The sequence below is a fragment of the Prosthecomicrobium pneumaticum genome (assembly GCF_014199915.1).
In the GTDB taxonomy this organism is placed as follows: domain Bacteria; phylum Pseudomonadota; class Alphaproteobacteria; order Rhizobiales; family Kaistiaceae; genus Prosthecomicrobium; species Prosthecomicrobium pneumaticum.
Genome location: NZ_JACHOO010000001.1, coordinates 791,018 through 805,523 on the forward strand (window position 1 = coordinate 791,018; position 14,506 = coordinate 805,523).

A 14,506-nucleotide genomic window follows, 5' to 3' on the forward strand; every position below is an offset into this window, starting at 1 on the left:
CCGGAGGAGGCGTCTCCCTAGCGAGTGTTCAGGCGGTTTTCCATGGCGAGCGTCAACGACATCCGGTCGGCCTTCCTTTCCTACTTCGCGAAGAACGGCCACGAGATCGTCGCGTCGAGCCCGCTCGTGCCGCGCAATGATCCCACCCTGATGTTCGCCAATTCCGGCATGGTCCAGTTCAAGGACTATTTCACCGGCCGGTCGATCCCACCCCAGCCGCGGGCGACCACGGCGCAGAAATGCGTCCGGGCCGGGGGCAAGCACAATGATCTCGACAACGTGGGATATACAGCGCGGCACCACACTTTCTTCGAGATGCTCGGCAATTTCTCCTTCGGCGACTATTTCAAGGAGCAGGCGATCGAGCACGCCTGGACCCTCGTCACCCGCGAGTTCGGCTTGTCGAAGGACCGGCTGCTCGTCACCGTCTATGTCGACGATCACGACGCGCACGCGCTTTGGAAGAAGATCGCCGGCCTGCCGGACGACCGGATCATCCGGATCGCCACCTCCGACAATTTCTGGCAGATGGGCGACACCGGTCCTTGCGGCCCGTGCTCCGAGATCTTCTACGATCATGGACCCGACATCTGGGGTGGACCGCCCGGCAGCCCGGAACAGGATGGCGATCGCTTCATCGAGATCTGGAATCTCGTCTTCATGCAGTACGAGCAGCGTGGGCCGGGTGACCGTGTGGCGCTGCCGAAGCCCTCGATCGACACCGGAATGGGCATCGAGCGGGTCGCCGCCGTGTTGCAGGGCGTGCACGACAATTACGACATCGACCTGTTCCAGACGCTCATCCGTGCTTCGGTCGAACTCACCAAGGTTTCCGCGGAGGGTGAGCGGCGGGCGAGCCACCGGGTGATCGCCGATCATCTGCGTGCCTCGAGCTTCCTCGTCGCGGACGGCGTGCTGCCTTCGAACGAAGGACGCGGCTATGTCGTGCGCCGCATCATGCGCCGCGCCATGCGCCACGCCCACCTCCTCGGGGCGTCCGAGCCGCTGCTCCACCGGCTCGTGCCGGTGCTCGTTCGCGAGATGGGCCAGGCCTATCCCGAACTCGTCCGCGCCGAGGCGCTGATCACCGAGACACTCCGGCTCGAGGAAATCCGCTTCCGCCGGACCCTCGCCCGCGGTCTCGGTCTGCTCGAGGAGGCGTCCTCCGACCTTTCCGCCGGCGGCATGCTGTCCGGCGAGACCGCGTTCCGGCTCTACGATACCTATGGCTTCCCGCTCGACTTGACGCAGGATGCGCTGCGCGCCCGCGGCATCGGCGTTGATCTCTCCGGCTTTGACGATGCGATGCAGCGCCAGAAGGCGGAGGCGCGCGCCGCCTGGGCCGGGTCGGGCGAGGCGGCGACCGAGGCGGTCTGGTTCGGCCTGCGCGACCGGCTCGGCGCGACCGAGTTCCTCGGCTACGAGACCGAGAGCGCGGAAGGGTCGGTGCTGGCGCTGGTGCGGGACGGGGCGGAGATCGTTTCGGCCTCGGAAGGCGAGGCTGTCGCGGTCGTCGTCAACCAGACCCCCTTCTATGGCGAGTCGGGCGGCCAGGTCGGCGATGCCGGCCGGATCGAGACCGATGCCGGGGCGGTGGTCGAGATCGAAGACACGCAGAAGCGCGCCGATGGTCTCTTCGTCCATTTGGGTTCCGTCGTCCGCGGCACGATCGCCCGCGGCGAGGCTGTCCGCCTTACCGTCGACCATGCCCGCCGCGGCTCGATCCGTGCCAACCATTCCGCCACCCATCTCCTGCACGCGGCACTCCGCGCCGTGCTCGGCGAGCATGTCGCGCAGAAGGGCTCCCTCGTTGCACCGGAACGGTTGCGCTTCGACTTCTCGCATCCGAAGCCGATCGGCGACGACGAAATCGCCGCGGTCGAGGAAATCACCAACGGCGTCGTCCTGCAGGACGCCCCCGTCGTCACCCGCCTGATGGACCGCGACGAGGCGGTCCGCTCGGGTGCGATGGCGCTGTTCGGAGAGAAATATGGCGAGGAGGTCCGCGTCGTCTCGATGGGGGCCCGCAATGGCCGGCCTTATTCGGTCGAGCTCTGCGGCGGCACCCATGTCGGGCGTACCGGAGAGATCGGGCTGGTCACCGTCGTCGCCGAGACCGCGGTCGCCGCGGGGGTGCGCCGGGTCGAGGCGTTGACTGGACATGCCGCACGGCGCCATCTCGAGGCGCAGGAGCGTCGCCTGAAAGCGGTCGCGGGCCTCTTGAAGGTTCGGCCGGACGAGGCGGCCGAGCGCGTCGAGAGCCTCGTCGAGGATCGCCGGCGGCTGGAGCGGGAACTCGCCGAGGCGCGACGGAAGCTCGCGCTCGGCGGAGGTGAGGCGGCGGGTGCGGCGGGCGGCGGTGAGATCCGCGAGATCGGCGGTGCGCGGTTCCTCGGGCGGGTGCTGAAGGGCATTCCGGCGCGCGATCTGAAGGGCCTCGTCGACGAGGCGAAGAAGCAGATCGGCTCGGGCGTCGTCTCCTTCGTGGCGGTCGACGAGGACAACAAGGCGAGCCTCGTCGTCGGCGTCACGCAGGACCGGCTGGCGGTGGTCGACGCCGTCACCCTCGTCCGTGCGGGCGCGGAAGTGCTCGGTGGCAAAGGCGGCGGCGGTCGGCCGGACATGGCGCAAGCCGGCGGCCCGGACGGGGCGAAGGCGGAGGCCGCGATCGCCGCGATCGCCGCGGCGCTGTCGGAGTGAGGGAAGCGCCGCGGAGCGGTTCTTCCGCGGCGATCGGGTCATCATCTCGACAAGAGGCGGGCCGATACGGTCGGCCCAGAGGCGGCGTGAGCGCCGGGGGGCCGGGATGCTCGAAGGTGGCGGCGGCAAGGATCTGCTGATCTTCCTCGTCACCGCGGGCATCGTCGCGCCGCTGTTCAGCCGGCTGCGCTTCGGCGTCGTGCTCGGCTTTCTGCTCGCCGGCATGGTGCTCGGCCCGGGTGGGCTGGGCAGCCTCGCGCCGCTTTTCCCACCGCTGCACTACGTCACCATCGGCAGCACGCATTCGCTCGAGGCGCTCGGCGATCTCGGCGTCATCGTGCTCCTCTTCACGATCGGGCTCGATCTGTCCTTCTCGCGCGTTGTCGCGATGCGGTCGATCGTGCTGCGGGCCGGCGGCACCGAGGTCGTGCTCGCCGCCGCCGCCGTCGCGGCGGCGAGTCTCGCCTTCGGCCTGCCCGCCGAGGTGTCGATCGTGCTCGGCATGGCGCTCGCGCTCTCCTCCACCGCCATCGTGGTGCAGACGCTCGTCGAAGGCCGCCGGCTCGCGACCGAGACGGGCCGTACGACGCTCGGTATTCTCCTCCTGCAGGACCTCGCGGTGGTGCCCTTCGTCATCGTCGTCGGCATTCTGGGCGCGAGCGACCGCGATCCGACGCTGCTCGTCGCTCAGGGCCTGGCGCTCGCCGTGCTGGTCGTCGGGCTGCTCGTCGTCGTCGGCCGCTATGTGATGCGGCCGCTGATGGGCTTCGCGGCGGCGACGGGGAACCGGACGCTCACCCTCGCGCTCGCGCTCCTGCTCCTCGTGGGGACGGCCGAACTCACCGATCTCGTCGGCCTCTCCGATGCGCTCGGGGCCTTTCTTGCCGGCCTGCTTCTCGCCGAAACGCAGTATCGCCATCAGCTCGAGGTGGACATCGAACCCTTCAAGGATCTGCTTCTCGGCGTGTTCTTCCTGTGGGTCGGCGTGACGATCGACCTCACTTTCGTGCTGCGCGCCTTTCCGCTGGTGCTCGGCTGCGTGCTCGCCATGCTGGCGCTCAAGATGGTCGTCGCCTGGATCTCCTGCCGCGTCGCCATCCGGGCGGCGCCCGCGGTGGCGGTCGAGGCGGCCTTCCTGCTCGCCGGGGCGGGCGAGTTCGCCTTCGTGCTCCTCACGCTCGCCCGGCGCGACGGGGTGATCGACGCGTCCCTCGCCCAGCTCGCCACGGCGACGGCTGCGCTCTCGATGATCGCGACGCCGCTCGTCGCGCCGCTCGGCCGGCGTCTGGCGGAGCGGCTCGAGGCGCGGCGGGCAGCGGACCGCCATGCCCCGGCCGACGGTGGCGAGGCTTTCGCCGATCACGTGCTGATCGGCGGCTTCGGCCGTTTCGGCGCGGCGGTCGCGGCAATCCTCGATGCCGAGGAGGTGCCGTGGGTGGCGCTCGATCGCGATGCGGGCCGCGTCGAGCGCGCGCGTGCGGCCGGCCGGCCGGTCTATTTCGGCGATGCGAGCCAGGGTGAGATGCTCGCCCGGCTCGGCGCGGCGCGGGCGCGGGCCTTCGTCGTCACGCCCGATCAGCCCGAGGCGGCCGAGCGCATGGTGCGGGCGATCGCCGCCGTGCGCCCCGATGCGGTGATCCATGCCCGCGCCCGGGATCGCGACCATGCGCTGCGGCTCGCTGCCGGCGGCGCGAGCGACGTCGTGCAGGAGGCGCTCGAGAGCAGCTTCCGCATCGCCGGCCACCTGCTCGAGGAGATCGGATTTCCGGAAGATGCGGTCGAGCGGCGGATCGGCGAGGCGCGGCGTGCCGCGGAGGAGACGGCGATCAGTTGATCAGGAAACCGCCATCGATCGGGATGGTGGTGCCGTTCACCATCGCCGCCCGGTCGGACAGGAGATAGGCGACCACCTCGGCCACCTCGCGCGGCTCGACGAAGCGGCCGAGCGGGATGCGGCCGAGCATCGGACCGGATTTCGCCGGGTCACTCCAGGCCTTCACGGCCATCGGCGTCAGCGTGACGATCGGGTTGACCGCGTTGACGCGGATGCCCTGCCGGCCGAGTTCGTTCGCCATCACCATGGTGAGCGAATCGAGCGCGCCCTTCGAGGCGCAATAGGCGGCATGGTCGGCGAAGCCGATCGAGGAGGAGATCGACGAGACGTTGACGATCGCCCCGGCAATGCCGCGGGCGATCATGCTCTTCGCCGTCTCCTGCGCGACGACGAGGGCCGCCTTGCAGTTGACGGCCATCAGCGTGTCGAAGGCCTCCTCGGTCACATCGAGGAAGGACTGCAGATGCGTCGTGCCGGCATTGTTGACGAGGAGGTCGACCGGCTGCGCGGCGCGCGCCGCGGCCCGTGTCGCCGCCATGTCGGCGAGGTCGCAGGCGATCGTCTCGCAGCCATGCGTCGCGGCGAGCGCATCGAGATCGGCGGCGCTGCGCGACAGCGCGACGACGCGGGCGCCGCGCTCCACGAGAAGCTCGACGATCGCCCGGCCTATTCCCTTGCCCGCACCGGTGACGAGCACACGCTTGCCCGAAAACTCCATGCCATTCCTCCTCCCGTCCGCCGGCCGACGGCCGCCCCACCGTTCTTAGAGCGTTTCGCACTGATGCGGAATCCGGATACGGACCCGATGGCGGCCCGGACCGGACGGCCCGGCGTCATGGCTGCGCGAGCCGGGGGGACACCGCAGCGGGCCGTGCGAGGGTCGAGGGCGTGGCGGCCGACCTGCGGCGTGCGGAGATCGAGCTTCGGAAAGGCGAAGGGGCGCGTTCCCCCCTCGCGGTCCCTGAGACCGGCCGTTCAGGCCTCGTCACCCGCCCGGCGGCGGGTGTTGCCGAGCCGGACGGGAGCGGGCGGGGTACGGAACCTCGAGGCACGGTGGTGCGGGCGGTCGGACTCGAACCGACATATCCGTGAGGACGGCGGATTTTGAGTCCGCTGCGTCTACCAATTCCGCCACGCCCGCGGGACCGGGCGATGCCTCGCGCCGGCCGCACACCCATACGATACCTCGCCGGCGAACGCCAGACGGCGCGGCCGCGGCCGGTGGCGCTCAGCGGCGTTTCCGCTTCGCGCCCCGCGTCGCGACGTTGAGCGCGACGGCCGCCCGGATGAGGGCCTTCAGCGCTTCGGCGTCGATCGCGTCTCCGGCGTGGAGGTCGATCGCCCGGCGGACATTGCCTTCGAGGCTCGCATTGAAGAGGCCGGAGGGGTCGGCGAGCTCCGCCCCCTTCGCGAAGGTGAGCTTGACCGCGGACCGGTAGGTCTCGCCCGTGCAGAGAATGCCGTCGTGTTCCCAGACGGGCACGCCGCGCCATTCGACGGTCTCGACCACGTCCGGATCGGCCTCGCGGATCAGCGCGCGGACGCGGGCGAGGGTGGCGCCGCGCCAGTCGCCGAGCGCCGCGATCCGCGCGTCGATCCGTTCGCCGGCGGACATCCCCGTGTCGGGCGCCGCCGCGCCGGATGCCGCATCCGGCGCCCCGGCCGCGGGGCTGTCCTTCGTCGTCACGGAGCGGCCCTCACATCCGCTCGCCGGGCAGGCGGCTCGCCTGCCCGACCCAGTCGACGAACTGCGCCTCGTCGAGCGCGTCGGTTTCGCGAATGTGGAGATAGCGCACCGTCGCCTGTTTGGAGGCGACCGGTGGCGGCGGATCGAGCGCCGCACCGCGAAAGAACGCCACCTTCACATAGCGGGCGAAGACGTGGATGCCGAGGAACCATGCATCGCGCTCCGTGCCATAGAGCGGCGAGTTCCACTTGACCGCCTTTTCGACGCCGGGCACCGCCTCCGCGATCAGCGCGTCGAGCCGGCGGATGACGGCGCTCTTCCAGCCGGGCGCGGCGGCGATATAGGCCGCCACCGGCGCATCGCCATAGCCCTTGGCGATCTGCGGGTTGCCGCCCGACAGGAGCACCGGTTCGCCCGCCGGGCCATCCACGGGGGCGCCCGCCCCCTGCTCGTCCCGCTTCGCCTTCGCCACAAGCGTCTCCTCCCGCTCGGCCGAGCCTAACCGCCTCATCGCCGCGCGTCATCCCCGCCGGCCTCTCCGAGGGAGGTGCGGGGGGTTGATCGCGCCGCGTCCTCGTCCATGCTGGCCCGCAGGAGACAGAAAGAGGCGAGCGCATGACCGGACCCTTCCGCGAAAATGTCGAGGACGAGCGTTTCGAGCTCGAGGTCGAGGGCCATGTCGCCTTCATCGCCTATCGGATCGTGCACGGCGAGATGGTGCTCGTCCACACCGAGGTGCCGGAGGCGCTCGGCGGCCGCGGCGTCGGCGCCGATCTGGCGCGGCGCACCTTCGCCCTGCTCCGCTCGACGGGCCGCAAGGCGCTCGTCACCTGCCCCTATCTCGTCGCCTGGCTCGGCAAGCACCCCGAGGACCGCGACGTCGGCACGCCCCTCGAATGAGCGGGTCCTCCGGCTGAAAAAAAGAGCCCGCGCCGGGGGGCGGCGCGGGCAGGTGGCGAAGATGCCGGCTCGAGGCCGGTCTCGTTTCCGGCGAGGCGGGTCGGGCCGCGCGGGCGGCCGCGTGGGAGGGGGCTCAGCCGCCCCGCAGCCAGACCAGCATCTCGCCCGGAGCGCGGTTGTCCCAGGCGTAATAGGGCACCGCCTTGATCGGCGCGGCTTGCCTCGCCGGCCGTTCCGTGCGGTAGAGGTCGCCGTTCCAGCCCGCCGTGGCATCGGCCTCGGCCGTCGCGGCGAGCGTCGTCACGCCACCGAGCAGATCCGGCTCGAAGCTCGCGGTGAAGCCGGCGCCATCCGGCAGGCGGATGCGGTTGAGCGCGACCGGATTGTCGATCCCCTCGAGCGTGTAGAGGAGCGGGCCGCGCTGCAGCGCGACGCGGCCGGCATCGGCGCGCACCTCCGGATGGGCGTAGATGCGCTCGACCGCCATCTCGAGCGCGAGATCGACGGTGTCGCCGGCCCGCCATTCCCGGTCGATCCGGGCATAGCCGTCGACGGTGACGGCGGCGAGGTCGACGGTGATGCCGGCGACTGAAAGCGTCGCCTTGCGACACCAGCCGGGGATGCGCAGCGACAGCGCGAAGCGCGTCGGCGCATCGACGTCCACCGTGACGCGGACCGCACCCTCCCAGGGGTAGTTCGTCTCCTGCGTCAGGCGCACGGTGCGGCCGCCGCCGATGTCGAGCGTCGCGTGCGAGGCGCCGTAGACGTGCACCGCCGCCTCGCCCTCGGCCTCGCCATACATGTAGCTGCCGATCGAGGCGACCATCCGGCCGATATTCGGCGGGCAGCAGGGGCAGCGGTGCCAGACCCAGCGATTGTGGCCGCCGCGGCTCTCGAGCGGGTTCTCGTAGAAGAACAGCGAGCCGTCGAGCGACAGGCCGGAGATCGCGCCGTTATAGAGCGCCCGCTCCATCACGTCGGCATAGCGCCGGTTCGGCCCCATGCCGAGCATCCGGCTCGCCCAGAAGACGAGGCCGACCGCGGCGCAGGTCTCGGCATAGGCGGTCTCGTTCGGCAGGTCGTAATCCGCCGTGAAGCCCTCATTGTCGGCCGAGGGGCCGAGCCCGCCCGTCACATAGAGCCGCTTGGCGTTGAGATCGTCCCACAGCCGGTCGAGCGCGGTGCGCAGGGTCGGATCGCCATATTCGGTCGCGATGTCGGCCATGCCGGAATAGAGATACATCGCCCGCACAGCATGGCCGACCACCTTGTCCTGCTCGCGGACCGGCAGGTGCGACTGGTTGTATTCATAGGTCTTGAAGTGGAAATCGGCCGGGTCGGCGCCGCGCGCCCGCGCCTCCGCGTCGAAATAGTGCGGCTGCCGGCCGCGCTCGTCGATGAAGAACTTCGCGAGGTCCATGTAGCGCGGCTCGCCGGTGACGCGGGCGAGCCGGACGAGGGCGAGTTCGATCTCCTCATGGCCGCAATAGCCGCGCTTCTGGCCCGGCTTCGGCCCGAACGTCCGGTCGATGTGGTCGGCATAGCGGATCATCACGTCGAGCAGCGCCCGCTTCCCCGTCGCCTGGTAATAGGCGACGGCGCCCTCGATCAGGTGTCCGGCGCAATAGAGTTCGTGGCAGTCGCGCAGGTTCGTCCAGCGCTTGCCCGGCTGCATCCTGATATACCAGGACGAGCAATAGCCGTCCTCCTGCTGCAGCTTCTCGAACATCGCGATGACCGCGTCGATCTTCGCCTCGAGTTCGGGATTGGGCTTGCGGTAGAGGCAATAGGCGGCGGTCTCGATGGTCTTGCCGAGATCGGAATCCCAGAACATCTGTGTCGTCACGGTCGAGGCGGTGAAGCCGTCGGTGACGTGGAAGGGGATGCGCAGCGCCGGCACCGGCCGGTCTGGGTCGATCTGGTCGAGCATGCCCGCGGCGACGCAGCGCTCGTAGAGGATGTCGGCGGTCCTGTCGGCGACGGCGTCGACGCGGTCGCCCCAGAAGCCGGAGACCGACACCTTCGGCACGGCGGGCGGACGGAACCGGGCGGTCGGCGGCGCGGCGGCGACGGCGGGTTGAGCACTCATCGGAGGTCTCCGTTCTTTTTCGTCGGGGGGTTCGTCTACTTCACCGCGCCGGCGGTCAGTCCGCGGATGTAGTAACGCTGGAGTAGAAGAAAGAGGATCAGGCAGGGGATCATCATCACGGTGACGCCCGCCTGCACGGCGCCCCAGTCGATCGCGCCGAACCGGCCGGAGCGCACCGCCGTCATCAGGATCGGCAGGGTGTATTTCGACTGGTCGGTCATCAGCACCAGCGCGGCGAGAAACTCGTTCCAGGAGTTGAGGAAGGCGAACAGCGCGACGGTGACGACGCCCGGCCAGACGAGCGGCAGCATCACCCGCACCAGCATGGCGAGGCTCGAGGCACCGTCGATCCGCGCCGCCTCCTCGATCTCCTTCGGCACGGCGTCGAAGGCGTTCCGCATCATGAAGATCGAGAAGGGCAGTTGCAGCGTCACATAGACGAGCACCAGGCCGGCGAGTGTATTCTGCAGGCCGAGCGTGTTGAGGATCAGGAAGATCGGTGTCAGGATCGACTGGAACGGGATCATGATCGTCGAAAGGATCAGCACGAAGACGAGGTTCTTCAGCGGAAACCGGAAGCGCGAGAAGCCATATCCGGCGAAGAGACTGACGACGACGGAGAGCGCGACGGTCGAAAGCGTGACGACCGTGCTGTTCCAGGCATAGTGGCCGAGCCCCTCGCCGAAGGCGCCGAGCGTGCGATAGCTGTCGAGCGACAGGCCGGTCACCGGCCAGGGCGGCAGCGGCGGCTGGCGCGCCTCGGGCGGCGGCTTGAGACTCGTCAGGAGCGTCCAGGCGATCGGCGCGAGGAACAGGAAGGCGAGCAGCATGCCGACCGTGTGCTCGGCGAGGCCGCCGAGCCGGGTTCCGGCGAGCCGCCGGGCGAGCGCGGTCATTCGAGGCCCTCCGGATTGCGCAAGAGGCGGAGCTGGACGAGCGACAGCACGACGAGGATGACGAGCAGCACCATCGACAGCGCCGCGCCATAGCCGAGCTTGAAGGACACAAAGGACTGGCTGAAGATCCAGTAGACCGCGGTGATCGTCTGGTTGCGCGGGCCGCCGGCGAGGATGATGTAGAACTGGTCGAAGGCGAGCATCGAGCCGGCGACCGACAGGATCAGCGCGAGCGCGATGGTGCGGCGCATCATCGGCAGGGTGATCAGCCGGAAGCGCGAGAAGGCGCCGGCGCCGTCGATCTTCGCCGCCTCCGAGAGCTCGGCCGGGATGCTCTGCAGGCCGGTCATCAGGATCACCATGGTGAAGCCGGCGACCTTCCACACCACCATCACGATGACCGACCAGAAGGCGAGATCGAAATCGGCGAGCAGGTTGACCTTCTTCGGCGTGATGCCGAGCGCCACCGCGGCGGGCGAGAAGAGGCCGGCATCGACATTGAGCAGCCACACCCACAGGAGGCTCGCCGAGGCGAAGCCGACCACGACGGGCAGGAAATAGGCGGTGCGATAGAAGCCGTTGAAGCGACGCGGCGTCTCGACGAAGAGCGCGAGCGGGAAGGCGACCGCGAAGATCGCGACGGTGACGATCAGGGTATAGTAGATCGTAAAGTTCATCGCCCGCCAGAAGCGGATGTCTTTCCAGGCGGCGACGTAGTTGTCGAAGCCGATGAAGCGGTGTTCGCCCATCAGCGGCCAGTTGTGCAACGACATGAAGGCGGTCATGACGAGCGGCGCGACGAAGAACACGGCCACAAGGGCGACGGCCGGCGCGACATAGAGAAGGCCGATCCACTCGCTGCGGCCGAGGCGCCGACGCCGGCGGGGAGCGGCCGATACCGCTTCGCGCGCGGCATGGCTGATCGAGGACATGGACGGGACCCTTCGGGCTCGGTTCACCGGGGAGAGGCGACGGCGGACGCTCGCCCGCCGCCGCATGCGCTCACTGGTTGGCGCCGCCGGCGTCGATGATCGACTGCATCGTCTCCTGCGCGGTGGCGAGCGAGCCGTCGACATCGTCGCCGAAGAACACCTCGTTCACCATCTGCACCCAGGGGCCGTTCTGGCTGTTGATGATGTCGTTGAAGACGACGGAATAGGGGGTCTTGCCCTTCGCCATCGCATCGGCGGCGGTCTGGTAGCGCGGGTCGAGACCCTTCAGCGCCTCTTTCGCGATGTCGCCGCGGACCGGCAGGCTGCCGCGGCTGGCGAGCAGGGTCTGGCCCTCGAGCGAATAGGCGTAGTCGAGGAATTCCTTGAGCACGGCGAGCTTCGGCGTGCCCTTCGTGACGACGAAATTGTCGCCGCCGGCGAAGGAGGACCAGCCGCCTTCCTTGCCCGGCAGATAGGTGAGCCCGTATTCGATGTCGGGATATTGCGTGTTGAGGGCGCCGATCGCGAAGGCGCCGGACGGCGCGATGCCGATATTGCCGGCCGCGAAGGCGGCGAAGAAATTGGCGCCGCTGTCGGTCTGCGCGCCTTCCGGCACCAGACCCTTCTCGACCATCGAGCGATAGAAGGCGATCGCGTCGCGCATCTGCGGGGTGTCGACCGTCGCCTTGGTGCCGTCATCCGACAGCAGGTCGCCGCCCGAGGCCCAGACCAGCGGCATGAAGGTGAAGATGTTGCAGCCGCCGCAATTGCCGGAGAAATAGAAGCCCTTCACCTCGCCGCCGAGCGCGTTCACCTTCTCGGCGTCCGCCTCGATCTCGGCCCAGTTGGCCGGCCCCTTGTCGGGATCGAGCCCGGCTTCGCGGAACAGCTTCTTGTTCCAGATCAGCACCGAGGAATCGGCCGAGAAGGGCAGGCCGTAGATGCGGCCCTTATAGGTGCCGGTCTTCACATGGGCCGGCGAGAGCTGGTCGAAGTAAGAGAGGCCCTTCGCCCAGTCGGTGATATCCTCGAGCTGCCCTGCTGCGGCGAAGGCGGGCGTGTAGATGAGGTCGAGCGACAGCCCGTCAGGCGCCGTGCCGCCGGCCGCGGCGGTCGCGTATTTCTGCACCAGCTCGGCGGTCGGGATGATGTCGAGCTTGATCTGGTTCTCATGGCCCTTGTTGAAGGCCTCGACGATCTGCGGCATGAAGTTCGAGCCGTCGGCCCGCACCCAGATCGTCGCCTCCTCCGTAAAGCCGGGGGCGGTCGACAGCATCATCACCGCCGCGCCGGCGGCGAAAAGTCCGCTCAGTTTCTTCATTCTCTCCTCCCTCTTGATGGACCGGCCGGCTCCTCTTTCCGGACGGTCGACGAATCGTTCAGCCGTCCGGTGGACGGCCGCAGGACTGCCGGACGACGAGCCGGCACGGCAGTTTGCGGATGCCCGGCTCGACGGCCTTGCCGTCGACCAGCGAAAGCAGGGTCAGGCCGGCCTCGCGGCCGAGTGCGGACAGGTTCATGTCGACCGAGGTGAGCGGCGGCCGCGTCTCGGCGGCGACGATCTCCCAATTGTCGAAGCCGATCACGCCGACATCGTCCGGCACGGCGAGGCCGCGCTCACGCAGCGCATCGACGACGCCGCGGGCGAGCTGGTCGTTGCCGCAGAAGATCGCGTCCGGCTTCTCGCCCGGGCCGCCGAAGAGCTGCGCCACCGCCTCGTGGCCGAAGCGCTCCGACCAGCGGCCGGACATATAGAAGCCGTCCGGCACGCCGAGCCCGTGCTCGGCGAGCACGGCGCGCCAGGCGGCGGCGCGCTGATGCACCACCATGAAACTCTCCGGCCCCGTGACATGGGCGATCCGCCGCCGGCCGAGCGCCACGAAATGCTCGACGGCGAGCCGTGCCCCTTGCGCATCGTCCGAGACGAAGGCGATCGAGCCGGGGTCGGGCTCGGTGAAGGCATAGATGATCGGCACGCCGAGACCGGCGAGGGTGACGGGCAGGTGGCGGTCGAGCCGCTTGCCGCTCGCGATGATGCCGTCGACGCGCTTTTCGAGCATCGCCTCGACATGCAACTGGCCGAGCCGGGGATCGTCCTCGACATTGCACAGGAACACCGAGACGCCGGCATCGACAAGGGCTTCGGAGATGCCGGCCATCACCGGAAGCGAAAAGCGGCCATAGGTGTCGTTGGTCAGCAGGCCGACGGTGAAGCTCCTGCGGCGCAGCAGGCTCTGCGCGAGGCCGTTCGGCCGGAAGCCGAGCCGGCGCGCCACCTCGCGGATGCGGGTGCGCGTCTCGGCGGTCATCCGGCCCTGATCGTTGAGCGCCTTGGAGGCGGTGGCGACCGACACGCCGGCGGCTTCCGCGACATCGCGGAGCGTCACCGGCCGCCGCGCCGGCAGCCTTCCTTCGCCCGAATCGGCCGAGCCCGTCACGTCTGGCGTCCTCCCGGCGGCGCTGTCGGCCGCTCATTTGAGAAAAGGTTTTCTCAACCCGGTTCAAGAAAAGGCGGACGACGGGGCCGGCCACCTGGGACGAATTGAGAAAACCTTTTCTCAGATCAGGCTAACCGGGCTGGCGGCGGGCCGCAAGCGGAAAGTGTCGTTGCGGGAAGACCGTTGCCATTCCCGCACTGTCGGTCATACCGGCTCCCCCTCGCGCCCGTGTGAGGTCTTCGAACAGCCCCCTCCACCCGTCATGCCGGCCTTCGTGCCGGCATCCATAATCGTGCCCGTGGGTGCTCGGGTGACGGCGGTGCGGGCCGGGGATGGTTTCCCCTTGTGGGGGAGGGCCAGGGTGGGGGCGGCCGGGAGCAGGGTTCGGACGGCCCGGCGTCACGAGTATGGACCCCGGCACGGAGGCCGGGGTGACCGGTGCTCTGGCGGGGCGGGCCTGCGGCTTCAGCGTATTCACCCCCCCACAAGGGGGGAGGGAGGCTGCCGCTCCGGACCCGTCCGGCCGCTCTGGGGCCCCTCCTGCCGGTTCTTTCGAACAGCCCCCTCCACCCGTCATGCCGGCCTCCGTGCCGGCATCCATAATCGTGACGGTCGGCGATCCGTGCGCCGTCCTCCCCACCCGGTGCTTCCGGCGCAGGCGGAAACCCGTGCGACAGCGGGCGGTGCGGGCCTGGCACGGTTTCCCCCGCTTGTGGGGGGAGGGCCAGGGTGGGGGCGGCCGGGAGCAGGGGTCGGACGGCCCGGCGTCACGATTATGGACCCCGGCACGGAGGCCGGGGTGACGGATGCTCTGGCGTGGCGGGCCTTCGGCTTCGGCGTATTCACCCCCGCCCCGACCCTGCCCCACAAGGGGGAGGGAGGTTGCCGCTCCCGGACCCGCCCGGCCGCTCTGGGGCCCTCCTGCCGGTTCCTCTGAACAGCCCCCTCCACCCGTCATGCCGGCCTCCGTGCCGGCATCCATAATCGTGACGGTCGGCGATCCGTGCGCCGTCCTCCCCACCCGGTGCTT

At 69.4% G+C, this 14,506-nt stretch carries 11 protein-coding genes and 1 tRNA gene; 3 read left to right on the plus strand and 9 right to left on the minus strand.

The window, feature by feature from the left end:
• Positions 1 to 42: 42 nt before the first annotated feature.
• Both alaS and GGQ63_RS03595 read left to right on the plus strand, forming a co-directional pair.
• Positions 43 to 2,700 carry an alanine--tRNA ligase gene (alaS, locus tag GGQ63_RS03590; protein WP_183852538.1) on the plus strand — a complete coding sequence of 886 codons (2,658 nt, stop codon included), beginning with the start codon at positions 43 to 45 and terminating at the stop codon, positions 2,698 to 2,700.
• A gap of 106 nt (positions 2,701 to 2,806) precedes the next feature.
• The gene (locus GGQ63_RS03595) at positions 2,807 to 4,534 is read left to right on the plus strand and encodes a cation:proton antiporter domain-containing protein (protein WP_183852540.1); all 1,728 of its coding nucleotides are present in this window, start codon (positions 2,807 to 2,809) and stop codon (positions 4,532 to 4,534) included.
• Here GGQ63_RS03595 and GGQ63_RS03600 read toward each other — a convergent pair.
• From GGQ63_RS03600 to GGQ63_RS03615, 4 genes are all read right to left on the minus strand, one after another.
• Complete coding sequence (locus GGQ63_RS03600) at positions 4,527 to 5,252, minus strand: SDR family oxidoreductase (RefSeq protein WP_183852542.1); 726 nt, start codon at positions 5,250 to 5,252, stop codon at positions 4,527 to 4,529. The genes GGQ63_RS03595 and GGQ63_RS03600 overlap by 8 nt on opposite strands.
• Before the next feature lie 336 nt (positions 5,253 to 5,588).
• Positions 5,589 to 5,675 (minus strand) — tRNA-Leu (locus GGQ63_RS03605).
• Between the two features lie 87 nt (positions 5,676 to 5,762).
• Positions 5,763 to 6,149, minus strand: coding sequence for a DUF1801 domain-containing protein (locus tag GGQ63_RS03610; RefSeq protein WP_183852661.1), 387 nt, complete (start codon positions 6,147 to 6,149; stop codon positions 5,763 to 5,765).
• Positions 6,150 to 6,231: 82 nt separating this feature from the next.
• Positions 6,232 to 6,732 (minus strand): DUF1801 domain-containing protein, encoded by a 501-nt coding sequence (locus GGQ63_RS03615; protein WP_183852544.1) that lies wholly within the window; start codon positions 6,730 to 6,732, stop codon positions 6,232 to 6,234.
• A 104-nt stretch (positions 6,733 to 6,836) separates the two neighbouring features.
• On the opposite strand from GGQ63_RS03615, the gene GGQ63_RS03620 reads away from it, so the two are divergent.
• Positions 6,837 to 7,121, plus strand: a complete 285-nt coding sequence (locus GGQ63_RS03620) for a GNAT family N-acetyltransferase (RefSeq protein WP_183852547.1) — start codon at positions 6,837 to 6,839, stop codon at positions 7,119 to 7,121.
• Between the two features lie 133 nt (positions 7,122 to 7,254).
• Here GGQ63_RS03620 and GGQ63_RS03625 read toward each other — a convergent pair whose 3' ends face one another.
• The 5 genes from GGQ63_RS03625 to GGQ63_RS03645 all read right to left on the minus strand — a co-directional run bounded on the left by GGQ63_RS03625 (position 7,255) and on the right by GGQ63_RS03645 (position 13,476).
• Complete coding sequence (locus GGQ63_RS03625) at positions 7,255 to 9,210, minus strand: glycoside hydrolase family 127 protein (protein WP_183852549.1); 1,956 nt, start codon at positions 9,208 to 9,210, stop codon at positions 7,255 to 7,257.
• Positions 9,211 to 9,245: 35 nt separating this feature from the next.
• On the minus strand, positions 9,246 to 10,106 hold the full coding sequence (locus GGQ63_RS03630) for a carbohydrate ABC transporter permease (protein ID WP_183852551.1): 861 nt from the start codon (positions 10,104 to 10,106) through the stop codon (positions 9,246 to 9,248).
• The gene (locus GGQ63_RS03635) at positions 10,103 to 11,038 is read right to left on the minus strand and encodes a carbohydrate ABC transporter permease (RefSeq protein WP_183852553.1); all 936 of its coding nucleotides are present in this window, start codon (positions 11,036 to 11,038) and stop codon (positions 10,103 to 10,105) included. Before GGQ63_RS03635 ends, GGQ63_RS03630 begins: the two co-directional genes overlap by 4 nt.
• Before the next feature lie 70 nt (positions 11,039 to 11,108).
• Positions 11,109 to 12,317: an ABC transporter substrate-binding protein gene (locus GGQ63_RS03640; protein ID WP_246429606.1), complete on the minus strand. Its 1,209-nt coding sequence runs from the start codon at positions 12,315 to 12,317 to the stop codon at positions 11,109 to 11,111.
• A gap of 100 nt (positions 12,318 to 12,417) precedes the next feature.
• Positions 12,418 to 13,476, minus strand: coding sequence for a LacI family DNA-binding transcriptional regulator (locus tag GGQ63_RS03645; protein ID WP_343061067.1), 1,059 nt, complete (start codon positions 13,474 to 13,476; stop codon positions 12,418 to 12,420).
• Positions 13,477 to 14,506 lie beyond the last annotated feature (1,030 nt).

Excerpts from the sequence above, each read along its gene's own strand:
- alaS (WP_183852538.1), top strand. The coding sequence starts at position 43 with ATGGCGAGCGTCAACGACATCCGGTCGGCCTTCCTTTCCTACTTCGCG.
- GGQ63_RS03595 (WP_183852540.1), top strand. The coding sequence starts at position 2,807 with ATGCTCGAAGGTGGCGGCGGCAAGGATCTGCTGATCTTCCTCGTCACC.
- GGQ63_RS03600 (WP_183852542.1), bottom strand. The coding sequence starts at position 5,252 with ATGGAGTTTTCGGGCAAGCGTGTGCTCGTCACCGGTGCGGGCAAGGGA.
- GGQ63_RS03610 (WP_183852661.1), bottom strand. The coding sequence starts at position 6,149 with ATGTCCGCCGGCGAACGGATCGACGCGCGGATCGCGGCGCTCGGCGAC.
- GGQ63_RS03615 (WP_183852544.1), bottom strand. The coding sequence starts at position 6,732 with ATGAGGCGGTTAGGCTCGGCCGAGCGGGAGGAGACGCTTGTGGCGAAG.
- GGQ63_RS03620 (WP_183852547.1), top strand. The coding sequence starts at position 6,837 with ATGACCGGACCCTTCCGCGAAAATGTCGAGGACGAGCGTTTCGAGCTC.
- GGQ63_RS03625 (WP_183852549.1), bottom strand. The coding sequence starts at position 9,210 with ATGAGTGCTCAACCCGCCGTCGCCGCCGCGCCGCCGACCGCCCGGTTC.
- GGQ63_RS03630 (WP_183852551.1), bottom strand. The coding sequence starts at position 10,106 with ATGACCGCGCTCGCCCGGCGGCTCGCCGGAACCCGGCTCGGCGGCCTC.
- GGQ63_RS03635 (WP_183852553.1), bottom strand. The coding sequence starts at position 11,038 with ATGTCCTCGATCAGCCATGCCGCGCGCGAAGCGGTATCGGCCGCTCCC.
- GGQ63_RS03640 (WP_246429606.1), bottom strand. The coding sequence starts at position 12,317 with ATGATGCTGTCGACCGCCCCCGGCTTTACGGAGGAGGCGACGATCTGG.